19 protein-coding genes are annotated in these 23,988 nt (G+C 70.5%); 16 read left to right on the top strand and 3 right to left on the bottom strand.

Annotated features, from left to right (window positions below; translation table 11 throughout):
* Window positions 1-2: 2 nt before the first annotated feature.
* Both OCS65_RS17780 and rpmB read right to left on the bottom strand, forming a co-directional pair.
* Window positions 3-794, bottom strand: a complete 792-nt coding sequence (locus OCS65_RS17780) for an enoyl-CoA hydratase-related protein (RefSeq protein WP_029543161.1) — start codon at window positions 792-794, stop codon at window positions 3-5.
* 114 nt (window positions 795-908) lie between these two features.
* A complete protein-coding gene (rpmB, locus tag OCS65_RS17775; RefSeq protein WP_003939060.1) occupies window positions 909-1,100 on the bottom strand; it encodes a 50S ribosomal protein L28 in 192 nt (63 codons plus the stop codon).
* Window positions 1,101-1,295: 195 nt separating this feature from the next.
* Between rpmB and OCS65_RS17770 the strand changes: the two genes are divergently transcribed.
* The 5 genes from OCS65_RS17770 to coaD all read left to right on the top strand — a co-directional run bounded on the left by OCS65_RS17770 (window position 1,296) and on the right by coaD (window position 9,960).
* Window positions 1,296-2,936, top strand: a complete 1,641-nt coding sequence (locus tag OCS65_RS17770) for a DAK2 domain-containing protein (protein WP_006938035.1) — start codon at window positions 1,296-1,298, stop codon at window positions 2,934-2,936.
* 60 nt (window positions 2,937-2,996) lie between these two features.
* Window positions 2,997-5,294 (top strand): ATP-dependent DNA helicase RecG, encoded by a 2,298-nt coding sequence (gene recG, locus OCS65_RS17765; RefSeq protein WP_006938036.1) that lies wholly within the window; start codon window positions 2,997-2,999, stop codon window positions 5,292-5,294.
* A gap of 184 nt (window positions 5,295-5,478) precedes the next feature.
* Window positions 5,479-8,880, top strand: a complete 3,402-nt coding sequence (locus OCS65_RS17760) for a pyruvate carboxylase (protein ID WP_006938037.1) — start codon at window positions 5,479-5,481, stop codon at window positions 8,878-8,880.
* The gene (rsmD, locus tag OCS65_RS17755; protein ID WP_255326740.1) at window positions 8,783-9,469 is read left to right on the top strand and encodes a 16S rRNA (guanine(966)-N(2))-methyltransferase RsmD; all 687 of its coding nucleotides are present in this window, start codon (window positions 8,783-8,785) and stop codon (window positions 9,467-9,469) included. Before OCS65_RS17760 ends, rsmD begins: the two co-directional genes overlap by 98 nt.
* Window positions 9,466-9,960, top strand: a complete 495-nt coding sequence (gene coaD / locus OCS65_RS17750) for a pantetheine-phosphate adenylyltransferase (protein WP_006938042.1) — start codon at window positions 9,466-9,468, stop codon at window positions 9,958-9,960. The genes rsmD and coaD overlap by 4 nt, the downstream gene beginning before the upstream one ends.
* Here coaD and OCS65_RS17745 read toward each other — a convergent pair.
* Complete coding sequence (locus OCS65_RS17745) at window positions 9,870-10,295, bottom strand: hypothetical protein (RefSeq protein ID WP_263507381.1); 426 nt, start codon at window positions 10,293-10,295, stop codon at window positions 9,870-9,872. The genes coaD and OCS65_RS17745 overlap by 91 nt on opposite strands.
* A gap of 97 nt (window positions 10,296-10,392) precedes the next feature.
* Here OCS65_RS17745 and OCS65_RS17740 point away from each other — a divergent pair, with 97 nt between their 5' ends.
* The 11 genes from OCS65_RS17740 (at window position 10,393) to OCS65_RS17690 (ending at window position 23,433) form a co-directional block, all read left to right on the top strand.
* Entirely contained in the window at window positions 10,393-11,154 is a 762-nt protein-coding gene (locus OCS65_RS17740; protein WP_006933622.1) for a DivIVA domain-containing protein, read from the top strand.
* Between the two features lie 122 nt (window positions 11,155-11,276).
* Entirely contained in the window at window positions 11,277-11,891 is a 615-nt protein-coding gene (locus tag OCS65_RS17735; protein WP_006933624.1) for a YceD family protein, read from the top strand.
* A 2-nt stretch (window positions 11,892-11,893) separates the two neighbouring features.
* Window positions 11,894-12,076 carry a 50S ribosomal protein L32 gene (gene rpmF, locus OCS65_RS17730; protein WP_003939052.1) on the top strand — a complete coding sequence of 61 codons (183 nt, stop codon included), beginning with the start codon at window positions 11,894-11,896 and terminating at the stop codon, window positions 12,074-12,076.
* Between the two features lie 20 nt (window positions 12,077-12,096).
* Window positions 12,097-12,858 (top strand): ribonuclease III, encoded by a 762-nt coding sequence (gene rnc / locus OCS65_RS17725; RefSeq protein ID WP_072635061.1) that lies wholly within the window; start codon window positions 12,097-12,099, stop codon window positions 12,856-12,858.
* A 6-nt stretch (window positions 12,859-12,864) separates the two neighbouring features.
* The gene (gene mutM / locus OCS65_RS17720; protein WP_185712699.1) at window positions 12,865-13,734 is read left to right on the top strand and encodes a bifunctional DNA-formamidopyrimidine glycosylase/DNA-(apurinic or apyrimidinic site) lyase; all 870 of its coding nucleotides are present in this window, start codon (window positions 12,865-12,867) and stop codon (window positions 13,732-13,734) included.
* Between the two features lie 91 nt (window positions 13,735-13,825).
* Window positions 13,826-14,305, top strand: a complete 480-nt coding sequence (locus OCS65_RS17715) for a hypothetical protein (protein ID WP_185712700.1) — start codon at window positions 13,826-13,828, stop codon at window positions 14,303-14,305.
* 194 nt (window positions 14,306-14,499) lie between these two features.
* A complete protein-coding gene (gene nhaA / locus OCS65_RS17710; protein WP_037201635.1) occupies window positions 14,500-15,726 on the top strand; it encodes a Na+/H+ antiporter NhaA in 1,227 nt (408 codons plus the stop codon).
* 171 nt (window positions 15,727-15,897) lie between these two features.
* On the top strand, window positions 15,898-18,912 hold the full coding sequence (locus OCS65_RS17705; RefSeq protein WP_263507380.1) for a UPF0182 family protein: 3,015 nt from the start codon (window positions 15,898-15,900) through the stop codon (window positions 18,910-18,912).
* A gap of 694 nt (window positions 18,913-19,606) precedes the next feature.
* On the top strand, window positions 19,607-21,145 hold the full coding sequence (gene istA / locus OCS65_RS17700) for an IS21 family transposase (RefSeq protein WP_006938289.1): 1,539 nt from the start codon (window positions 19,607-19,609) through the stop codon (window positions 21,143-21,145).
* A gap of 57 nt (window positions 21,146-21,202) precedes the next feature.
* Window positions 21,203-21,967: an IS21-like element helper ATPase IstB gene (gene istB / locus OCS65_RS17695; RefSeq protein WP_263507379.1), complete on the top strand. Its 765-nt coding sequence runs from the start codon at window positions 21,203-21,205 to the stop codon at window positions 21,965-21,967.
* A gap of 455 nt (window positions 21,968-22,422) precedes the next feature.
* A complete protein-coding gene (locus tag OCS65_RS17690; protein WP_065922655.1) occupies window positions 22,423-23,433 on the top strand; it encodes an alpha/beta fold hydrolase in 1,011 nt (336 codons plus the stop codon).
* Window positions 23,434-23,988 lie beyond the last annotated feature (555 nt).

Below are 23,988 nucleotides of genomic sequence, written 5' to 3'. Positions count from 1 at the left end.
GCTCAGCCGCGGCGAATCGACTCGAAGTCGGGGCGCCGCTTCTCGACGAACGCGTCGACACCCTCGATGCCGGTCGGGCCGTTCGCGGCCGCCGCGATCGCCGCGGCCTCCGCGTCGAGCTGCTCGGACAGCGACCGCCCCGCCGAATCGGCGAGCAGTTGCCGGATCCCGGCGTAGGCGGCGGTGGGGCCGTTCGCGAGGGTGCGGGCCACCCGCATCGCCTCGCCGGGCACCTCGTCGTCGGCGACGAGGCGGCTGAGCACCCCGAGCCGCACGGCCTCGTCGGCGTTCAGGACACAGTCGGTGAGGATGATCTCCCGCGCCCGGGCGACTCCGACGATGCGCGGCAGGGTCCACGACATGCCGCCGTCGGGGGTGAACCCGATCGACGGGTAGGCCGGCCGCAGCTTCGTCGAGGGGCCCCCGAGCGCGATGTCGGCGTGCAGCACGATGCTCATGCCCGCGCCCGCCGCCCAGCCCTGGACGGCGGCCACCACGGGCACGCGGGCCGCGTCGAGGGCGCGGACGAAGTCGTGGAACAGGCGTGCGACGTCGCCGACGAACTCGCCGCGGTCGGGCGCGGAGGCGAAGGCGCGGACGTCGCCGCCCGCGCAGAAGTTGGCACCCTCACCGACGAGCAGGACGGCGCCGACCTCGGGGCCGGCGGTGCGCAGGGCCTCGATGCCCTGGGCCATGCCCGCGGGGGAGAGGGACGTGCCGCGCTCGGCGGTCGCCACGGCGATGCGCAGGACGCCGTCCTCGAGGCGGACGTGGGACAGTACTGATTCGGTCACCCGGGGCACCCTACCGGTCGCCCCGCCCGGCGGGTACGGGGTCACGGCGACGATGGCGGAACACGACGAGGCCCCGGCGTCGCAACGCCGGGGCCTCGTATGCCGAACCGGGGATCAGCCGCGAACGACCTTGCCCGCCTTGAGGCAGGAGGTGCACACGTTGACCTTACGCGTGTTGCCCGGGGCAACCTGAGCGCGCACGCTCTGGATGTTCGGGTTCCAACGACGGTTGGTACGCCGGTGCGAGTGCGAGACCGACTTACCGAAGCCGGGGCCCTTGGCGCATACGTCGCAGACGGCAGCCATAGTCGCGAACTCCTTGGTGAGTAGTGGATATTTTCGTGTCTTCGTCGGCCTGCGAACACGAGGAGGCGTCCGCCATCCGTGCGAGGCAACCCTGCAAGCGTAGCGGGTGGGGGTGGCAATGGCCAAACCGGCCGTCCGACGGGGGCACCGCTACCCTTGCGTCACCGGTTGCGTGGTGGCGAAGGGGGGAAGCAGGTGCTCGAGGTCGGGGAAGCAGTCGACGGGACTGCCCTGCGCCGATGGGTGGATCTCGGGTTGCGGGCGCTCGCCGAGCGCCGCGACGAGATCAACAGCCTCAACGTCTTCCCCGTCCCCGACGGCGACACCGGTACCAACCTGCTCGTCACCCTGCGCTCCGCGGCGGCCGAACTCGACACCTCCGCGGCGGACGCCGAGGACGTCGCCACGATCGTCGGCGCCCTGGCGCGCGGCGCGTTCCACGGCGCCCGCGGCAACTCCGGTGTCCTCCTCGCGCAGATGCTGCGGGGCCTGGCCGACGCCCTCGACGGGGCCGTGGTCGTCGACGGCGCCGCACTCGGGCGCGCCTGGCGGCACGCCGCAGACCTCGTCACCCGCGCGCTGAGCTGCCCCGCCGAGGGCACCATCGTCAGCGTGCTGCACGCGGCCGCCGACGGCGCGCACGCGGCCGGCCGCTCCGGTTCGCTCGTGACGGTGGCGACCGCAGCGGCCGACGCCGCCGCCGAGGCCCTGCAGCGCACCACCGCGCAACTCGACGTGCTGGCCGAGGCCGGCGTCGTCGACGCAGGGGGCCTCGGTCTGCTCCTGCTGCTCGACGCGTTCGTCGAGACGGTGTCGGGCCGGCGTCCGGACCGGGCACCGATCGCGACGTCGAAGCCCGGCGCTCCCGCCCGGCACGGCGGGCACAACGGGCACGAACCCCGCCACGGCGGCGATCAGGACTTCGAGGTCATGTACTTCGTCGAGGGCTCCGACACCGCCCGCATGGACACCCTGCGTACCCGCCTCGACGCCCTCGGGGACTCGGTCGCCGTCGTCGGCGACGGCGCCGGCACCTGGTCCGTGCACGTGCACTGCTGCGACGCGGGCGCTGCCGTCGAGGCCGGCCTGGAGGCCGGGCGGCTGCACCAGGTCACCGTCACGTGCTTCGCGCTGGAGGCACAGCAACGGATCGGCGTCGGCCCGGTGGCTTCCGGGGCCGGAAGCCGCTCGGTGCTCGCCGTCGTGGCCGGCGACGGGGCAGCGGAGCTGTTCGAAGCCGAGGGCGCGGCGATCGTGCGGGCGGACGATCCGATCACCCGCCGGCACCTGCTCGACGCGATCCGCCGGCTGGGCAGCCGTGACGTGATGGTCCTGCCCAACGGTGCGCTGCCCGCCCAGGAACTCGTCGCGGTCGGCGCGGCGGCCCGCGACCACCGGCGCGAGGTGATGTTCCTGCCCTGCTCGTCGATGGTGCAGGGACTGGCGTCGCTTGCGGTGCACGACCCGGGCCGCGAGGCCGCCGACGACGCCTTCGCCATGTCCGAAGCGGCCGCCGCGACCCGGTGGGGCTCGCTGCGCATCGCGAACGAGCGGGCCCTGACCTGGGTGGGAACGTGCGAGCCGGGGCACAGCCTGGGCCTGTCGGGTCATGATGTCGTAGTCATCGAGCATGATCTGGTGACGGCGGGAGCGTCGCTGCTCGACAAGGTGCTCGCCGCGGGCGGAGAGCTCGTGACGATGCTCGTCGGCTTCGACGCGCCCGACGGACTCGCCGAGCGGCTGACCCGGCACGTCAACGACCGCCACCCCGAGGTGGAGGTGCTGGTGTACCACGGGGGACAGCGCAGCGACCTGCTGCAGCTCGGTGTGGAGTAGCCGGCACAGGAACAGTCGGACGCCGGCCCCCCGGCGTCGATCGGAGCGGAGAGGACGGCAGTGGCGACACTCGCGGACCGACTCGATCATCTTCTCGGCCGCAAGACCGCGGATGCACTCGCCGACTCGTTCGGCATGACCACCGTCGAGGACCTGCTGCGCCACTATCCCCACCGGTACGCCACCCAGGGCGCCGAGCTCGGCGACTCGCAACCGGTCGAGGGCCAGCACGTGACGATCATCGCGCGGGTGGCCAGGGCCGACGAGGTGCGGATGAAGAGCCGGCCCGGCACCCGGCTCGCCGTCGTGCTCGAATCGGACCGGCAGAAGATCGACGTGACCTTCTTCAACCCGCAGAAGGTCAAGTACAACATCAAGCCCGGGGTGCGCGGCATGTTCTCCGGCACCGTCAAGTACTTCCGCGACAAGTGGAGCCTGGCCCACCCGAGCTACATCATCCTGCCCGAGCCTCGCGGCCCCGAGATCGGTGGCGCGGCCCCGCGGCCCACCCGGGTGCGCGGCGCCGGCGCGCTCGCCGGCATGGCCCGCAGTGCCCAGGGCGACGGCGGCATCGACATGTCGATCTTCGATCGGGCCCTCATCCCGATGTACCCCGCAACCCGCGACGTCGAGTCGTGGACCGTGATGCGCTGCGTGCGGCAGATCCTCGATCAGCTCGAGACCGTCGACGACCCGCTGCCCGAGTGGGTGCGTGGCGAGCACGGCCTGATCGGGCTGGACGAGGCGCTGCGCCGCATCCACCTGCCCGACGACCGGGACGACGTCACCGCCGCCCGGGAGCGCCTGCGGTTCGACGAGGCCGCGGCGGTGCAGCTCGTCCTCGCCCGGCGCCGCCACGACGTCGCGGTGCGCACGGCCCCGGCGTGCCCGCGCCGCAGCGGCGGTATCGCCGACGAGTTCGATCGCCGGCTGCCGTTCGAACTGACCGCCGGGCAGCTCGCGGTCGCCGACGAGATCGCGGCGGACCTCGCCGGATCGCACCCGATGAACCGGTTGCTGCAGGGCGAGGTCGGCTCGGGCAAGACGATTGTGGCGCTGCGGGCGATGCTGCAGGTCATCGACGCGGGACACCAGTGCGCACTGCTCGCGCCGACCGAGGTGCTCGCCGCCCAGCATGCGCGCTCGCTGGCGAAGATGCTCGGCGATCTCGCCGCGGCGGGCGAACTCGCCGCCCACGAGCTGGCCACCAAGGTCACCCTCGTGACGGGCTCGATGAGCGCGGTCCGCAAGCGGCAGGCCCTGCTCGACATCGTGAGCGGCGACTCGGGGCTCGTGATCGGCACCCACGCGCTGATCCAGCAGGGCGTCGAGTTCTACGACCTCGGCCTCGTCGTCGTCGACGAACAGCACCGGTTCGGCGTGGAGCAGCGCGACGTGCTGCGCAACCGCGGCCGCGACGGTGCCAGCCCGCACGTGCTGGTCATGACGGCGACACCCATCCCGCGCACCATCGCGATGACCGTCCTCGGCGACCTCGAGGTGTCCACATTGCGGGAACTGCCCCGCGGCCGGTCGCCCATCACCAGCCGGGTCGTGGCGGCGAAGGTGCATCCCAGCTGGGTGGCGCGCGCGTGGGAACGCATCGGCGAAGAGGTCGCGGCGGGCCGCCAGGCGTATGTGGTGTGCTCGCGCATCGGCGACGGCGACAGCGACGAGGACGCCGACCTGGTCGGCTTCGACGAGGCGGAGACGACCGGCGGGCGCGGGGGCAGGGGCAAGCCGCCCGAGACGAAGTCGGTGCTCCAGCAGTTCGAGGAGCTCGCGGGCGGCCCGCTGGCCCACCTGAGGGTCGGGTTGCTGCACGGGCGACTGCCCGCGGACGAGAAGGACGCGGTGATGCGCGACTTCGCCGCCGGAGACATCGACGTGCTGGTGTGCACCACCGTCGTCGAAGTCGGCGTGGATGTGCCCAACGCGACGGTGATGGTGATCGTGGACGCCGACCGGTTCGGGGTCAGCCAGCTGCACCAGCTGCGCGGCCGGGTGGGCCGGGGCGGGCATCCGGGGCTGTGCCTGCTCGTGTCGGATTCGAAGCCCGGCGCGCCCGCCATGGCCCGCCTCGAGGCCGTCGCCGCGACCACCGACGGATTCGCGCTCGCCCAGCTGGACCTGCAGCAGCGCCGCGAGGGCGATGTGCTCGGTGTCGCCCAGTCGGGCACCACCTCGACGCTGCGGATGCTCTCGCTCGTCGACGACGTCGAGGTCATCGCGGCCGCGCAGGACTTCGCCCGCGCCGTGACCGACCGCGATCCGCGGCTCGAGGAACACCCCGGTCTGGCCCGCATGGTGTCGGCCGCGCTCGACACCGAACGGGTCGCGTACCTCGAGAAGTCGTGAGGTTACGTTCCGCGCACGCCGGGCGCGGCGCCGTTGTGAGGTGACGCCCGCCGCACCCGCGACGTTTCCGGCACGTTAAGGATCCCTCGACCTGCATCGTTTCAGTCGGACAAAGACGTGCATCCGTCCCACGATCTGGGATGCGGACGCCGAACGGAGTGTTACGTCGCGGTACCGTCGTCCAATGTTCTCCAAAGTGCTTGTCGCCAACCGAGGCGAGATCGCGATCCGCGCGTTCCGCGCCGCCTATGAACTGGGTGCCGGGACCGTCGCGGTGTTTCCGTACGAGGACCGCAATTCCCTGCACCGGCTCAAGGCCGACGAGGCCTACCAGATCGGGGAGCAGGGACATCCGGTCCGTGCGTACCTGTCCGTGGCGGAGATCGTCGCCGCCGCGAAGAAGGCCGGCGCCGACGCGGTCTACCCCGGCTACGGTTTCCTGTCCGAGAACCCGGACCTGGCGGCGGCGTGCGCGGCGGAGGGCATCACCTTCATCGGTCCGTCGGCGCACGTGCTGGAGCTGACCGGAAACAAGGCGCGGGCGATCGCGGCGGCCAAGGCGGCGGGTCTGCCGGTGCTGGCGTCGTCGGAGCCGTCGGCCGATCTCGAGCAGTTGCTCGCGGCTGCCGAGTCCATGGAGTTCCCGATCTTCGTCAAGGCCGTCGCCGGCGGCGGCGGGCGTGGCATGCGGCGCGTGGCCGAGCGTGGCCAGCTGCGGGAGGCGATCGAGGCGGCGTCCCGGGAGGCGGATGCGGCGTTCGGCGATCCCACGGTGTTCCTCGAGCAGGCGGTGGTCGATCCCCGGCACATCGAGGTGCAGATCCTGGCCGACGGACAGGGCAATGTGATGCATCTGTTCGAGCGGGACTGCTCGCTGCAGCGCCGCCACCAGAAGGTCATCGAGCTGGCCCCGGCACCGAACCTCGCCCCCGAGCTGCGCGAGCGGATCTGCGCGGACGCCGTCGCGTTCGCGAAGCAGATCGGTTACAGCTGCGCCGGCACCGTCGAGTTCCTCCTCGATTCCCGCGGCAACCACGTCTTCATCGAGATGAACCCGCGCATCCAGGTCGAGCACACGGTCACCGAGGAGATCACCGACGTCGACCTCGTGCAGGCGCAGATGCGCATCGCCTCCGGTGAGTCGCTGACCGACCTGGGCCTGTCGCAGGACAAGGTCGCGATCCGCGGGGCGGCGCTGCAGTGCCGCATCACCACCGAGGATCCGGCCAACGGCTTCCGGCCCGACACCGGGCGCATCAGCGCGTACCGCACGCCCGGCGGCGCCGGGATCCGACTCGACGGCGGCACCTCCGTCGGCGCCGAGGTCTCCGCCCACTTCGATTCGATGCTGGTCAAGCTCACGGCCCGCGGCCGCGACCTGCCCACGGCCGTCGCCCGCGCCCGCCGCGCGGTCACCGAGTTCCGCATCCGCGGCGTGTCGACGAACATCCCCTTCCTGCAGGCCGTGCTCGACGACCCGGACTTCCGGGCCGGGAACGTCACCACGTCGTTCATCGACGAGCGGCCGCAGCTGCTGACCGCCAAGACCTCCGCCGACCGCGGCACGAAGATCGTCGAGTACCTCGCCGACGTGACGGTGAACAAGCCGCACGGCGAGCGCCCGACGACGGTGTACCCGCACGACAAGCTGCCGAAGATCGACCTCGACGTCGCCCCGCCGGAGGGTTCGCGGCAGCGGCTGCTCGCCCTCGGCCCGGACGGCTTCGCGAAGGCGCTGCGCGAGCAGAAGGCCCTCGCCGTCACCGACACCACCTTCCGCGACGCGCACCAGTCGCTGCTCGCGACGCGCGTGCGCAGCAAGGATCTGCTCACCGTCGCCGGGCACGTCGCGCGGATGACCCCGCAGCTGCTGTCGATCGAGGCGTGGGGCGGCGCCACCTACGACGTCGCGCTGCGGTTCCTGCACGAGGACCCGTGGGAGCGTCTGGCGGCGCTGCGGGAGGCGATCCCGAACATCAACCTGCAGATGCTGCTGCGCGGCCGCAACACGGTCGGCTACACCCCGTACCCGGAGATGGTCACCCGCGCGTTCGTGCGGGAGGCCACCGACACCGGCATCGACATCTTCCGCATCTTCGACGCGCTGAACAACGTCGACCAGATGCGGCCGGCGATCGACGCGGTCCGCGAGACCGGCACCGCCCTGGCCGAGGTCGCGATGTCCTACACCGGGGACCTCTCCGATCCCGGCGAGACGCTCTACACCCTCGACTACTACCTGCGCCTGGCGGAGCAGATCGTCGAGGCCGGGGCCCACGTGCTGGCGATCAAGGACATGGCCGGGCTGCTGCGCGCACCCGCGGCCGCCACCCTGGTCTCGGCGCTGCGCAGCAACTTCGACCTGCCGGTGCACGTGCACACGCACGACACCCCCGGTGGTCAGCTCGCGACGTACCTCGCGGCGTGGCAGGCCGGCGCCGACGCCGTCGACGGCGCCTCCGCCGCGCTGGCCGGCACCACCAGCCAGCCCGCGCTGTCGGCGATCGTCGCCGCGGCCGCGCACTCGGAGTACGACACCGGTCTGGACCTGCAGGCCGTGTGCGACCTCGAGCCGTACTGGGAGGCGCTGCGCAAGGTGTACGCGCCGTTCGAATCGGGCCTGCCCGCCCCGACGGGCCGGGTGTACACCCACGAGATCCCCGGCGGGCAGCTGTCGAACCTGCGGCAGCAGGCCATCGCGCTGGGTCTGGGCGACCGGTTCGAGGAGGTCGAGGCCAAGTATGCCGCGGCCGACCGGATGCTCGGCCGGCTGGTCAAGGTCACTCCGTCGTCGAAGGTGGTCGGTGACCTCGCCCTGCACCTGGTGGGTTCCGGCGTCGCCAGCGACGAGTTCGCGGCCGACCCGGCCCGCTACGACATCCCGGACTCGGTGGTCGGATTCCTGCGCGGCGAGCTCGGCACCCCGCCCGGCGGGTGGCCCGAGCCGTTCCGCTCCAAGGCCCTCGAGGGCCGCGGCGCCCCCAAGCCCGAGGTGCCGCTGACCTCCGAGGAGGAGAAGGCGCTCGACGACACCTCCAGCGAGCGGCGCGCCACCTTGAACCGGCTGCTGTTCCCCGGTCCGACCCAGGCGTTCCTCGAGCACCGGGACCGCTACGGCGACACCTCGGAGCTGTCCGCCAACCAGTTCTTCTACGGTCTGCGCCGCGGTGAGGAACACCGGGTGCGCCTGGACAAGGGTGTCGAGCTGCTGATCGGGCTGGAGGCGATCTCCGAGCCGGACGAGCGCGGCTTCCGGACCGTGATGTGCATCCTCAACGGGCAGCTGCGCCCGGTCTCGGTGCGCGACAAGTCCGTCGCCAGCGAGGTTCCGGCCGCGGAGAAGGCCGACCGCAACAACCCCGGGCACGTCGCCGCGCCGTTCGCCGGCGCCGTGACCCTCCTCGTCGCCGAGGGCGACCGCGTCGCGGCCGGTGACACCGTCGCCACCATCGAGGCGATGAAGATGGAGGCCGCGATCACCGCGCCGCGTGGCGGCACCGTCACCCGCGTCGCCCTCGCCGGCGTGTCCCAGGTGGAGGGCGGCGACCTGCTGGTCGTCGTGTCCACCGAGGAGAGCGCGGAGTGATCGGACGGTTCTCCGGGACGGTGCGATGACCCGGATCGTGGCCGGCCGGGCCGGGGGGCGGCGCCTGAAGGTGCCGCCCCGCGGGACCCGGCCCACCTCGGAGCGGGTCCGCGAGGCGCTGTTCAGTTCGCTCACGGCCCGGATGGAGCTCGACGGCGCGTCGGTGCTGGACCTGTACGCCGGCTCCGGCGCGCTCGGGCTCGAGGCGCTGTCCCGGGGCGCCGTCCACGCCTTGCTCGTCGAGTCCGACGCGCAGGCCGCCGCCGTGATCCGCCGCAACATCACCGAACTCGGTCTGCCGGCGGTGCTGCGGGCTGCGCCGGTCGCCGCCGTGCTCGGCGGTGCCCCGGACCGGGTCTACGACCTCGTGCTCGCCGATCCGCCGTACGCGGTGACCGAGCAGGCGGTGTCCGCGATGCTCACCGCCCTCGTCGACGGGGGCTGGGTGGGGGAGGGCTCGGTGGTGGTGCTCGAACGCTCCTCCCGCTCGCCGGAGACGGTGTGGCCGCAGGCCCTCGAACCGGACCGCGTTCGCAAGTACGGCGAGACCCGGATCGAGATCGCTACCTGCTACGGTTCGGACTCATGAGCAGTGCGGTCTGCCCCGGTTCGTTCGACCCCGTGACCAACGGCCACCTCGACGTCATCTCTCGGACTGCCGTGCAGTTCGACGAAGTGACGGTGACCGTCGTGATCAACCCCAACAAGCAGGGAATGTTCTCGGTTCCCGAGCGCATCGAGATGCTCACCGAAGCCACTGCCCACCTGGGCAACGTGCGCGTCGACTCCTGGCAGGGCCTGCTGGTGGACTATGCACGCGCCCACGGCATCACGGCCATCGTCAAGGGCCTGCGCGGCGCCAACGACTTCGACTACGAGCTGCAGATGGCGCAGATGAACCACAAGCTCACCGGCGTCGACACCCTGTTCGTCGCGACCAACCCGGCCTACAGCTACCTGTCGAGCTCTCTCGTCAAGGAGGTCGCCACCTACGGCGGCGACGTCGCCGACATGCTCCCCGCGACGGTGCACAAGCGGCTGCTCGCGCGGATCGCGGAGCGCACAGCGGCGAAGCGCTGATCCGGCACAGCGGCGAAGCGCTGATCCGGCACAGCGGCGAAGCGCTGATCCGGCACAGCGGCGAAGCGCTGATCCGGCACAGCGGCGAAGCGCTGATCCGGCACAGCGGCGAAGCGCTGATCCGGCACAGCGGCGAAGCGCTGATCCGGCACAGCGGCGAAGCGCTGATCCGGCACAGCGGCGAAGCGCTGATCCGGCACAGCGGCGAAGCGCTGATCCGGCACAGCGGCGAAGCGCTGATCCGGCACAGCGGCGAAGCGCTGATCCGGCACAGCGGCGAAGCGCTGATCCGGCACAGCGGCCGAGGCTGACCCCGCCCGTTCGATCGCCGACACACCGGGTCCGCGATGCGCGACTCCGGCGGCACCTGCGGCAGACTTGCATCCGGCGGCGGTCGCACCGGCCGCGCCGGGACGATGATTGGGGTGGGGCGTGTACCGGGTATTCGAGGCACTCGACGAGCTGGTCGCGATCGTCGAGGAAGCACGCAGTGTCCCGATGACCGCGAGCTGCGTGGTCCCACGCGGCGACGTACTGGACCTGCTCGACGACGTCCGCGACGCGTTGCCGGCCGAACTGGACGACGCGCAGGACGTCCTGGATCATCGGGACAAGCTCATCGGCGACGCGCGGGCCCAGGCCGACAAGACCGTCGCGGACGCCGACGCGGAGGCCCGCGAGACCCTCGACAACGCCCGCGCCGACGCGGACCGCATGCTCGCCGACGCGAAGGCACAGGCGGACCGGATGGTGCAGGAGGCCCGCGCCCACGCCGACGATCTGCTGCGCGACGCCCAGGCCGAGGCCGACGACACGATCGCCGACGCCAAGGAGCAGTACGAGTCCGTGACGGCCCGCGCGCAGGCGGAGGCCGACCGCATGATCGAGGCGGGCAAGGCCTCGTACGAGCGGTCGGTCGCCGACGGCGAGGCCGAGCAGGCCCGTCTGGTGTCGCAGACGGAGGTCGTGCAGGCCGCCCACGCCGAATCCGCGCGGGTCATCGATGCCGCCCACGCCGAGTCGGATCGGCTGCGGTCGGAATGCGACGAGTACGTCGATTCCAAGCTCGCCGAGTTCGAAGACGTGCTCGGCACGACGTTGCGGTCGGTGGGCCGCGGCCGGCAGCAGCTGCGGACGGGCGCCGGTGTGCCCGACTACACGGAGGCCGAACGCCGGTCCGAGCGGCGCCGCTGACGCATCCGGCTCCCGCGCCGGGCGATTTCGTCGCGCCCGGGTCCGTCGCGTATCGTGGAGTGGTTGCCCAGTCGCCCCGTGGGGGCGGCGTCCGTCACCTGGAAAGAGGAAGTAGCATTCCCGTGTCTGCCCGCCGTCACAGCCCCCAGCATCCCGACCGGGATTCGGGTCTCGTGCTGGACGTACGCTCGCTCGGACGCCGTCCGGGCTCCATGCGCACGGTCCACACGGTGGTACCTGCGCCGTTGCGGATCGGACTCGACTCGATCGCGATCGAGGAAGGCACGGATGTGGAACTCGATCTCCGGCTGGAAGCGGTGTCCGAGGGGGTCCTCGTCACCGGGACCGTCCGTGCCGATACAGTCGGCGAGTGCTCGCGCTGCCTCGAGCCCTTCGAGGACTCGGTGGAGCTGTACCTGACGGAGCTGTTCGCCTACCCGAACAGCGTCACGGAGCAGACCACCGACGAGGACGAGGTCTACCGCCTGGTGGACGACACGATCGACCTCGAGCCGGTCATCGTCGACACCGTCGGACTGGAGCTTCCGCTGCGGCCGTTGTGTAGTGACGACTGTGCGGGACTGTGCCCCGAATGCGGCATTCGCCTGGCGATTGCGGAATCCGGGCACGGGCATGAGAGAATGGATCCTCGCTGGGCTGGGTTGGCAGCCGCTTTCGGCGCAGGCTCCGAAGAACCCAGCAGTGCATCCGACAGCAAGAACAACGAGGAGAAGTAGACGTGGCCGTCCCCAAGCGCAGAATGTCGCGTTCGAACACCCGGTCGCGGCGGAGCCAGTGGAACACCACTGCGCCGACGCTCGTCACCTGCCCGAACCGCGGCTGCGGCGAGAAGAAGCTGCCGCACGTGGCGTGCCCGTCCTGCGGCACCTACAACGGCCGTCAGGTGACCGCTGCCGTCTAGTTCTCGAATTCTGAGACATCGTGACGAGCGATTCGACCACCGCATCCGAGGGCGGCGAAGGGGAACACGCGTCCCTTCTCGCCGCCCTCGGTGTCGATGTGGATCCGGAGCTGCTGACGCTTGCGCTCACGCACCGCTCCTACGCGTACGAGAACGGTGGCCTGCCGACCAACGAGCGTCTCGAGTTCCTCGGCGACGCCGTCCTCGGCCTCACCGTGACCGAGAAGCTGTACCTGTCGCATCCGGACAAGTCCGAGGGTGAACTCGCGAAGATCCGGGCGTCGGTGGTGAACATGCACGCCCTCGCCGAGGTCGCGCGGTCTCTCGGTGACGGCGGCCTCGGGCCGCACCTGCTGCTCGGCAAAGGTGAGGAACTCACCGGTGGCCGCGACAAGCCCAGCATTCTCGCGGACGGCATGGAGTCGCTGCTCGGCGCCGTCCACCTGCAGCACGGTATCGACGTCGCACGCACCGTTGTGCTGCGCCTGTTCGCCGAACTCCTCGAGCGGGGTCCGCGGCTCGGCGCCGGTCTCGACTGGAAGACGAGCCTGCAGGAGCTGACCGCGGAACGAGGCGTCGGCGTGCCGGCGTACGAGATCACCGCCACCGGCCCGGACCACGACAAGGAATTCACCGCGACCGTGATCGTCGCGGGCGACGCCCGCGGTGTCGGCATGGGTCGGACGAAGAAGGAAGCCGAGCAGAAGGCCGCCGCCGCGGCCTGGCAGAGCCTGTCCGACAGCGACGCCACCCCCACCGGTGCCGCCGCCGACCAGAGCTGACCCGACGTGCCCGAACTGCCCGAGGTCGAGGTCGTCCGCCGCGGCCTCGACGCGCACGTCCGCGGCGCCACCATCGAGTCCGTCCAGGTGCTGCACCCGCGTGCGGTACGCCGTCACGAACCCGGCCCGCGGGATCTCGCGCTGCGGCTGACCGGGCAGACCGTGGCTGCCGTCCAGCGCCGCGGCAAATACCTGTGGCTCGTCTTGGGGCCCGCCGACGTCGCACTGGTCGTCCATCTCGGGATGAGCGGGCAGATGCTGGTCCAGCCGCCGGCGGTGCCGGACGAGAAACACCTGCGCATCCGCGCCGTTCTCGACAACGGCGCCGACCTGCGGTTCGTGGACCAGCGCACCTTCGGAGGCTGGGCCCTCGCCCCGCTCGTCGAGGTCGACGGTGCCGTCCTGCCGGAGCCCGTCGCGCACATCGCCCGCGACCCCCTGGATCCGGCGTTCGACGCGGCCGCCGTGGTGAAGGTGCTGCGCGGCAAGCACACCGAGATCAAGCGCGTCCTCCTCGACCAGACCGTCGTGTCCGGCATCGGCAACATCTACGCCGACGAATCGCTGTGGCGGGCCGGCGTGCACGGCAACCGCGCGGCCGACCGGCTCGGGGGGCCGACCCTGCGGTGGCTGCTCGACGCGGCCCGCGACGTGATGGGCGAGGCGCTCGCCCAGGGCGGTACCTCGTTCGATGCCCTCTATGTCAACGTCAACGGCGAGTCCGGATACTTCGACCGGTCGCTGAACGTCTACGGCCAGGAGAACCTGCCGTGCCCACGGTGCGGGACGCCGGTGCGGCGGGAGAAATTCATGAACCGCTCGTCGTTCAGCTGCCCCCGGTGCCAGCCGCCGCCACGGGGCGCACGGCGAGCCTGACTTCGGCCGTCCTCCGCGGCCGTCGAAGCGGTGAATCCGTCCCGCGATCCCTGCCGACCGTGCACAGTGGGAACGGCGGAGGAGGACGCACATGCGAACATCGAGGAGAGTCGTACCGGCTGCCGCGGCGGCGCTGGTAGTGGCACTCGCGGTCGTCGGATGCGGCACCGACGACTCGTACCCGAGCGAGTCGGCGCAGACGACCACCGAGGCAGCCCGGGAAACGGCCCCGCCGACCGGCACGGCCGAGTCCGAGCCGGCGGGTACCGAGACGCAGGGCACCGAGGCACAGGGCACCGAGACGACGGATGGAATCCCGGCCTATCAGCCGTCGACGCTCGTCAGCCGGGCGATCGGCTCGGCCGTCCTGACGACGTCCGACCCGATCGAGCAGGTCAGCACCTTCTACCTCGACTTCGTGGACCGGGAGGGCTGGCAGACGGTCTCCGAGAGCGTCACTCCCTACAGCACGAGTCTCACGATCAGGAAGCCGGGGAAGGGCGCCTCCATCTCGGTGTCCTCGGGCGGGGACGGGACGCTGGTCTCGATCAGCACCTATCCGTCACCCTGATCCGTCGCCCTGACGGGGCCGCCCGGCTGCCTCGGCTCGGATCCGCGCGCCGGGTGGGATACGGTGGAACCGGTGCGCCGGGAAGTCTGGTCGGCAGACGACGACTGCTGCCCGACATCCGAGGACATTCGATGACGACACCCTTCGCCCGCCTGCCGTTGCTCTCCCGTGGATCGTGGGAGGAATCCAAGCGGGTGGCCGAGATTCTCCGCAAGGAGACCGTCGGTGGTGTCCTGCTGCTCATCGGCGCGCTCGCGGCCCTGGTCTGGGCCAACACCCCGTGGTCCGACGCCTACCACAGCCTCCGCGACACCACGGTGGGGCCGTCCGCGCTGCACCTGGACCTGTCACTCGGGACGTGGGCGGCCGACGGTCTGCTGGCCATCTTCTTCTTCGTCGTCGGCCTGGAACTCAAGCGTGAGTTCGTCGCCGGCGACCTGCGGGACCTGCGGCGCGCCGCCGTGCCGATCACCGCAGCGGTGGGAGGGATGGCGGTACCCGCGGCGGTGTTCGTCGCGGTGAACCTGCGCGGCGGAGCGGACGCGCTGACCGGATGGGCGGTGCCCACCGCCACCGACATCGCCTTCGCCGTGGCCATCCTGGCCGTCATCGGGACGCATCTCCCGGCGGCCCTGCGCACCTTCCTGCTCACGCTCGCCGTCGTCGACGACCTGCTCGCCGTCACCGTGATCGCGGTGTTCTACACCGATGAGCTCGACCTGGCGTATCTCGGGCTCGCGATGCTCCCGCTGCTCGCGTTCGCCGTGGCGGTGCAGCGCGGCATCCGGGCCTGGTGGCTCCTGGTGCCGCTGGCGGTGCTCACGTGGTTCCTGGTCCACGAATCCGGTGTCCACGCCACCGTGGCCGGCGTCCTGCTCGGTTTCACCGTGCCCGTCGCCCGCAGGACGCGCACCGGCACGGAGGCCATGGCCGAGCAGTTCGAGCATCGGCTCCGGCCGCTGTCGGCCGGGGTCGCCGTCCCGATCTTTGCGTTCTTCGCCGCCGGCGTGACGATCGGTGGCCTCGACGGCCTGGGTGAGGCGCTCCGCGATCCGATCTCGGTCGGTGTCGTCGCGGGCCTCGTGCTCGGCAAGGTCGTCGGGATCTTCGGCGTCACCTACCTGATGGCCCGGTTCACCCGCGCCCACCTGGACGAGGGACTGAGCTGGCTGGACGTGCTCGGCGTCGCGCTGCTCGGCGGCATCGGCTTCACCGTCTCCCTGCTGATCGGAGACCTCGCCTACGGCGCCGGCACCGTCGCGGCCGACCACGTGAAGGTTGCGGTCCTCGTCGGCTCCCTCACCGCGGCGCTCGCCGCGTCGGTGGTGCTCCGCTCCCGGAACCGCGCCTACCGCAGGATCGCGGAGCTCGAGTCTCTCGACGAGGACCAGGACGGGATCCCGGACGTCTACCAGCACTGAACCCGGCGGGGCCTGCACGACCCAGTTCTGTGCGGGAGGAATCGGCGCCGGTCGGCGATTCCCTGGGCGGAGTGATGTCCCCCACCTAGAATGGGTGGACGGACATCGCGGCCGCATCGTGTGGACCCGGCCCCGTCCACCGGCCGCCGCGGTGTATGCGGGCGATCGGAGGTGGACGTGCATCCCTCCGAACCAGGGCGGTTGCTGCCGCGCCGGGCGCGTCGGGCGATCGTCGCCCTTCTGGTCCTCTTCGCTCTGCTGATCGCCGGACCCCGGCTGATCGCGGTGTACACCGATTGGCTCTGGTTCGGAGAGGTCGGCTACCGGGAAGTGTGGGGCACCATCATCGTGACCCGGTTGGTGCTGTTCGCCGCGGTCACGCTGGTGGTGACCGGTCTGCTCTTCGGGGTGACGGCGTGGGCGTACCGAGCGCGACCGTTGTTTGCCGTCGGCCCGGACGATCCGATCGAGCGGTACCGGATCGTGGTGCTGAGGCGCCCGAAACTGTTCGCGATCGGTATCCCGTTGCTGCTGGGACTGTTCTTCGGCCTGAGCGCACAGAGTCAGTGGGCCAGAGTGCAGCTGTTCCTCCACGGCGGATCATTCGGTAGCGTCGACGCGCAGTTCGGGTACGACGTCGGGTTCTACGTCTTCGACCTGCCGTTCTACCGGCTCGTGCTGACATGGGCGTTCCTCGCGCTGTTCCTGGCACTCGTGCTCTGCACGGCCACCCACTACCTTTTCGGGGGACTACGGCTGCCGTTCGCAGCCGGCGCCGGGGACCGTCGTGGTGCCACCGGCGCGGCGGGTGCGACGACGCGCGCCGCCCGAATCCAGATCGCCGTGCTCGCCGGGAGTTTCGTCGCGCTCAAGGCGGTCGCGTACTGGTTCGACCGCTACCAGCTGCTGTGGAGCGGCCGGAAGGAACCGACGTTCACCGGGGCCGGATTCACCGACATCAACGCGGTGCTGCCGGCTCGCCTGATCCTCGTGGCGATCGCCGTGCTGTGCGCGGCAGCGTTCTTCGCTTCGATCCTGCTGGACGACCTGCGGGTGCCGTTGATGGCAACCGCGCTGCTGGTCCTGTCGTCGATCGTCGTCGGCGGGATCTTCCCGGCCCTCACGGAGCAGTTCTCGGTGCGCCCGAACGCGGCCGATCGCGAGAGCCCGTACATCGAGCGCAACATCGCCGCGACCAGGCAGGCGTACGGGATCGAGGCCGATCGCGTCGAGTACCTCGACTATCCCGGGGTCGGAACCCGGCCGCCGCGCGAGATCCCGGCCGACGTCACCACGATCGCCAACGCCCGGCTGCTGGACCCGAACGTGCTCTCGAGGACCTTCACCCAGCAACAGCAGCTGAAGAACTTCTACGGTTTCACTCCGCAACTGGACATCGACCGGTACACCATCGACGGGGAGGTCGGCGACTACATTGTCGCCGCCCGGGAACTGTCCCCGAAGAGCCTGAGCGGCAATCAGACCCAATGGATCAACCGGCACACCGTCTACACCCACGGCAACGGATTCGTGGCGGCGCCGGCGAACCGGGTCAACGCCGCCGTCCGGGACGCAGCCGCGGCCGGAAGCGGCAGCGACAGTGGATACCCCATCTACACGGTCAGTGACATCGCTTCCCAGGCCTCCGGTCGGCAACTGATCCCGGTCGAGCAGCCGCGCATCTACTTCGGCGAGCTGATCGCGGCGTCGGACCCGGACTACGCGATTGTCGGCGGGTCCGCCGGTGCGGCGCCGCGCGAGTACGACACGGATACCTCGCAGTACACCTACACCGGCAGCGGGGGCGTGCCGATCGGAAGCTGGATCAACCGGCTGGCGTTCGCGGTCCGGTACGGCGAGCGCAACATCCTGTTCTCCGGCGCCATCGGAGCGGACTCGAAGATCATCTTCGATCGCGATCCGAAGACCCGCGTGGAACGGGTCGCGCCGTGGCTCCGCACCGACGGCAATCCGTACCCGGCGGTCGTGGACGGACGGATCGTCTGGATCGTCGACGGGTACACCACCCTGGCGCACTACCCGTACGCCCAGGCCGGCGCGTTGCCCGACGCCCACGTCAGCGATACCGGCCGGCTGCTTCCGGGTGAGCCCGTCTCCTACATCAGGAACTCGGTCAAGGCCACCGTGGACGCCTACGACGGCACCGTCACCCTCTACCAGGTGGACACGGACGACCCGGTGCTCGCGGCGTGGATGGGGGCCTTTCCCGGCGCCGTGCAACCGCCGGAATCGATCACCCCGGAACTGCGCTCCCACTTCCGTTACCCCGAGGACCTCTTCGGTCTTCAACGGGACCGGCTCGCCAAGTACCACGTCGACGACCCGCGGGAGTTCTTCACCAACAACGCGTTCTGGTCCGTCCCCAGCGACCCGACCTCCGAGGCCGTGGGGTCGCAGCCGCCGTACTACGTGCTGGTCGGTGACCGGGAGAGCGCGGCACCGTCGTTCCGTCTCGCCAGCGCGATGGTCGGGTTCAACCGCGAGTTCCTCTCCGCCTACATCTCGGTGAACTCCGACCCGGACGGCTACGGCCGGATGGAGGTGCTGCAGCTGCCGACCGACACGCAGACCCAGGGGCCGCAACAGACCCAGAATTCGATGATCTCCGACACCCGGGTGGCCTCCGAACGCACCCTGCTCGAGCGGTCCAATCGGATCCACTACGGCAATCTGCTGACGCTGCCGATCGCGGACGGCGGGGTGCTCTACGTCGAGCCCCTGTACACCGAACGCCTCACCAGCACCGCCGACGGTTCGACCTTCCCGCAACTGTCGCGAGTGCTGGTCAGCTATCGCGAACCCAGCGCCGGCGGCGTCCGCGTCGGATACGCACCCACCCTCGCCGAGGCCCTCGACCAGGTCTTCGGTGCGGGGACGGGCCGGATGGCGACGGCGCCCGGCGGCGACGCCGCGACCCCGCCACCCCCCGATCCTGCGGCGACCGCTCCGCCACCCGAGGAGGGCGCGACGGTGCCGCCACCCACCGCGCCGCCCGCAGAGCCGACCCCGGAGCAGCTCACCGCTGCCGTCCTCGAACTGAACAGCGCCCTGGCTGATCTGCGCGACGCCCAGCGCACCGGCGACTTCACGTCGTACGGCGCCGCACTCGACCGGCTCCAACGTGCCATCGACAACTTCCTGGCCGCCGGGGGCAGCCTCAACTGAGGTGTTGCTGTCCGACGCTTCCAACCTGTCAAGCGGCCGCGGTGCGCCGTGAGTCGGTCCGTGCGGTCTCTTCGTCGTAGGTGGTGTGATGAGCAGGGCAACCGTGGAGAATGCCGACGAGGCGGTTCGTCAAAGCACGATGTGGCGGGTGGCGCCGCCGGCACGGTGCCGGCCGTAGTAGGGGCGGGCGCCCGGCAGAGGCCTTGAGTGCAGCGAAGGCCTGCGGATAGAGCGCATCACCCAACCGTCGGTTCCGGGCGAGCACGACCCGTTTGATGCCGGAGGCTCGGGTCACCGGCGCCATGCCAGAGTAGTTTCCTCCGGGCTCGGACATCGGCCCAGCGTCCCGGATCATCCCCAATTTCTGCGAGCACCCAGGCACCGAGAACCACTCCCAGACCAGGCTGGCCCAGGTAGATCTCGGCGCCCGGGTGTCGACCAGAACCCGCCTTCACCTGTTCCTCCAGTCCGGCGATCTGTCGGGCCATCTCAGTAGTGACGGCGACTGTCAGCGGTCATGTAATTCCCCAGGTTGAGGGGTTCGTCCGTCACGTAATTCCCCACCCGGCCGTCACGTAATTCCCCACCCTGGGGCGTGTCGGCCGGGGTTCCGGCGCTGCTGCAGGTTCGCTCCTGACTGGGCCACCGACAAGGCCCGGGAAGGGGCCTGACGGTGGCAAGGAGAACGTGGACGATGATCGATCTGATGGAGTTGTTCCGGCATTGGCATGCCGGCCGGTCTCAGGTGCAGATCTCGACGGCCCTGGGGATCGACCGCAAGACGATCCGGAAATACCTGGCACCCGCGTTGGCGGCCGGGTTGGCGCCCGGCGAGGGCGGCAAGTTCGACGACGCGCTCTGGCGGGAGCTGATCTCGGGATGGTTTCCCGAGGTCGGCGACCCGGCAGCGCGGGCGGTGACGTGGCCGGCGATCGCCGCGCACCACGACTGGATCGACGCACAGTTGAAGGCGTCGGTGACGGTCGCGACGATCGCGCAACGCCTGCGGGACGACCACGGTACCGCGGTGTCCGAGTCGACGGTACGTCGTTATGTGGCAGCGCAATTCGCCGACCAGATCGCGGAGACGAAGGTGACGGTGCCTCGTGGCCCGGTCCCGCCGGGCGACGAGGCCCAGGTCGACTACGGCAAGCTCGGCATGTGGCGCGATCCCGCCACCGACCGGCGGGTGGCGGTGTGGGCGTTCGCGATGATCCTGACCTGCTCGCGGATGCTGTTCGTCCAGCCGGTGCTGCGGATGGACCAGTCCTCGTGGTGCGCCTCGCACGTCGCGGCGTTCGAGTTCTTCGGCGGTGTCCCGGCCCGGATGGTGTGCGACAACCTCAAAACCGGGGTGGACCGGCCGGACCTGTACGACCCGAAGATCAACCGCGCCTATGCCGAGCTCGCCCTGTTCTACGGGCTGTTGATCGATCCGGCCCGCGCCGGCAAGCCGAAGGACAAACCGCGGATCGAGCGTCCGATGCCCTATATCCGCGACTCGTTCTTCAAGGGCCGCGAGTTCACCGGCCTGGCGCAGATGCAGGACGCCGCCCTGACCTGGTGCACCGACGTCTACGGCCGGCACCAGCACCGCGGTCTCGACGGAGCACAACCGACAGCGGTGTTCGAAGCCGCCGAAAAGCACCGTCTCACAAAGCTGCCACCGCGACCATTCGAACCGGGTCTCTACCAGGTCGGGAAGGTCGCCCCGGACTGCCATGTCAAGGCCGGTAAGGCCCTGTATTCGGTGCCCTGGCGGCTGATCGGCCAGCAGGTGCTGGTCCGCACCAGCGGCGACGTGGTGCAGATCTTCCACGCCGAGCAGGTGGTCGCCACCCACGTGCTGCACCTGTCGGGGCGGTCGACGAACCCTGAGCACTATCCGCCGCACAAGATCGCCTACACGCTGCAGACCGTGTCCTGGTGCCGGGCGCAGGCCGAGCAGATCGGCCCGGCGGCGGTCGCAGTGGTCGCCGAGTTGTCGCAGGTCAACGCGTTGCACCGGCTACGGGCGATCCAGGGCATTGTCCGGCTGCGGGATCGCTACGAGGATCGGCGCCTGGATGCGGCGTGCGCCCGCGCCCTCGAGGTCGGTGACCCCAGCTACCGCACCGTCAAGGGCATCCTCGCCGCCGGCACCGAGCACGACGGACAGCCTGCCCCGGCCGCCGCGCCGACGTCGGCGTTCCTGCGCGGACCCGACGCCTTCGACGCCGAACGCACCGCCTGACCGTGACCCCGCCCCAAACTGTTCCTGCAATCACGTTGAACCAGTGAGGTTTCTGTGATGACCATTCATGATCCCAGCCTGCGGGCTGCGCTCAAGACGTTGAAGTTGACCGGGATGCTCGACACGCTCGACGCCCGGCTCGCCCAAACCCGGGACGGGAAGCTCGGACACCTCGAATTCCTCCAAGTGCTGTGTGAGGACGAGATCGCCCGCCGGGAAACGGCGGCGCTGGCCCGTCGGTTGCGGCGGGCGAGGTTCGAGCAACAGGCCACCTTCGAGGACTTCGATTTCAGCGCGAACCCGAAACTCCCGGCGGCGATGCTGCGGGATCTGGCCGCCCTGCGCTGGCTCGATGCCGGCGAGTCGGTCATCCTCTACGGACCCGTTGGCGTCGGCAAAACCCATGTGGCACAGGCGCTTGGCCATCATGTCGCCCGCCGCGGCGGGGACGTGCGGTTCGTCAAATGCTCCCGCATGCTCGCCGATCTCGCCGGCGGCCATGCAGACCGCACCATCGGCCAGCGGATGCGCGAATACACCCGGCCGCTGGTGTTGATCATCGATGACTTCGCCATGCGTGAGCACACCACCACTCAGTCCGACGACCTCTACGATCTGGTCTCGGACCGGGCGATCGCCGGCAAACCGCTGATTCTGACGAGCAACCGCGCCCCGAAGGACTGGTATCCACTGTTCCCGAACCCGATCGTCGCCGAGTCCCTCCTCGACCGGCTCATCAACACCAGCCATCAAGCCCTGATGGACGGACCGTCCTACCGACCCCGAAAACGACCCGGCAACCGGGCCGCCAACGCAACCTGATCCGCATGTCCGCCGCTCGGGCTACCCTCGACTCAGCACGCCCGAGCATGGGGAATTACGTGAAGGAAACCCCTGGGGAATTGCGTGACGGTCGACACGACCAATGCCGAGACGGCGGCGGCGTAGGTGTCGCCCGCACCGGCTCGGGCCGGCAGTTGCTCACTGCGCAAGCAGCGACGATCTCGGTGGCGCGAGTTCGGACGTATCGCTGTCGGCCGACTCTGCGGACCAGGGCCTCGACTCGCGTGACGGTGAATGCGAACCCCTGCTCCGGGCTGGGTGCGACGGACAGCACGGCGTGGGCATCACGTCCGGCCAAGTCGTCGAAAGCAGCCACCGCGACCGGGTAGTACTCGCGCAGCATCGACCCGGTCATGGACGTGTTGCGCTGCCGGGTCCAAATCGTCGCCCTCCATCCAGCCTCCGAATACCCTGGGAAAGAGGGAGGGATCACCGTGCGATACGACGACTGGGGCGCCCGGTCGCCGCAGTGGGCGGGGTTGCGCAGCGTGTCGACGAGCGTGTGCGGCGTGCCCGTGCACTATGTCCGAGCGGAGCCCGCGTCGACCGCGCCTCCCGACGCGCCGGTTCACCTGCTGGTGCCCCCGATGACCGGTAGCGCGAGCATGTGGCTCGATCTCGTTCCTCCCCTGCGCCGGCTCGGGCCGGTGATTTCCGTCGACCTCCCGGGGACGATTGTCGGCCACACCGGTGATCCGTATCGGCATGGGCCACGCGCGGACCTGGACGCTCGCTTCGTGGCGGCCTTCGCCCGGCAGCTCCGCCTCGAGAGCCAGGTGCTGCTGCACGGCTGGTCGACGGGTGGCCCGGTGGCGGCGCTGGCCGCCACGATGATGCCCGAGAAGACTCGGGGAGTCGTCTTGGTGGCTCCGGCGCTGCCGTGGCGCCGGACGTCACCAGCCGAGGCATTCGGGTGGCAGACGCTGGGACGTCTCGTCGTCGCAGCCGGCCCGCCCACGACACGCCTGGTGCTGCGACTGGCGGGCCGGCGCATACTGGACGCCAAGCGAACCGCGATCGAAGACGCGGGCTCCATCTCCGGTGGCCGGACCGACCTCCTCGGTGGAAACCGGGGCCGTGTCTCACGAGCACAGGTCGACCTGTGGCTCGATGACCTCGAGGCGGCCCGCGAGCACCCGGAACGGCTCGCGGGCACGGCCACGGCGTTCGCGTCGATCGTCAAAGCCATGTTCATCACGCAGAAGCCGACGAACGAGGCTCTCGATTCCGTGCAGATGCCCGTACTCGTGCTGTGGGGAAGCGACGATCACCTTGTCGACCCCACGTCGCTCATGCAGCACGCCCGACGGCCGGGCTGGACACCCCGCCCCATCGAGGACGTCGGCCACCTGCTTCCCGTCGAGGCGCCCGACCTCTACGCGCAGGCAGTCTGCCAGTGGCTCTCCGACAGCCTCGAGATTCCCGGATTCGGGCGTCCTACGTAGATCGGTGTCTTCCCGACCCCAGCAGAACGGCACCGCGGAGACCAGTCCCTCACGGCTCGGGGATCGGCCTACGCGAATCAGGCACTGACACGCCGTTGAGAACCCGCAGCTCGGAAGCACCGATAAGTGACACCGAGCAGTGGAACCTACATGAGGGCCCTGCCGTCGTCCGGCCCGCGGCCCGCCCGTCGTTCGGCCGGAGCCGCGCCCCATAGCCGCCCTCCGGCCTCCGTCAGGCGGCCGCCCGACGCGGTGGTCGCCGGGCAAACCCGTTCGGCGAGGTCCGTCTTGCCCCGATGCAGGCGATGCACGTCCTCTAGGGCGCATCCGCCGCGGCGCAGCGGCGCTTCGGGTGGGTCGCCGAACGCGCAAGGTGCCGGTGGGATCCGGCCGCGACGAGCGACCCGTGCTTGTCAACCGTCCGGTTGCTCGTGGTCGGCGATGCCGACGAGCCGGTCCAGTACGTCGGTCGTGGTGGCCGCCAGTTCGAACGGGTCGAGAACGAGGTCGGCGCCGGCGGTGAGGAGCCGTTCGGAGTCCTGGCTGCCGTGGGCG

Origin of the sequence: Rhodococcus aetherivorans, assembly GCF_025722975.1 — a bacterium.
GTDB classification, from domain to species: Bacteria; Actinomycetota; Actinomycetes; order Mycobacteriales; family Mycobacteriaceae; genus Rhodococcus; species Rhodococcus aetherivorans.
This window is presented reverse-complemented; position numbering and strand designations above follow the sequence as displayed.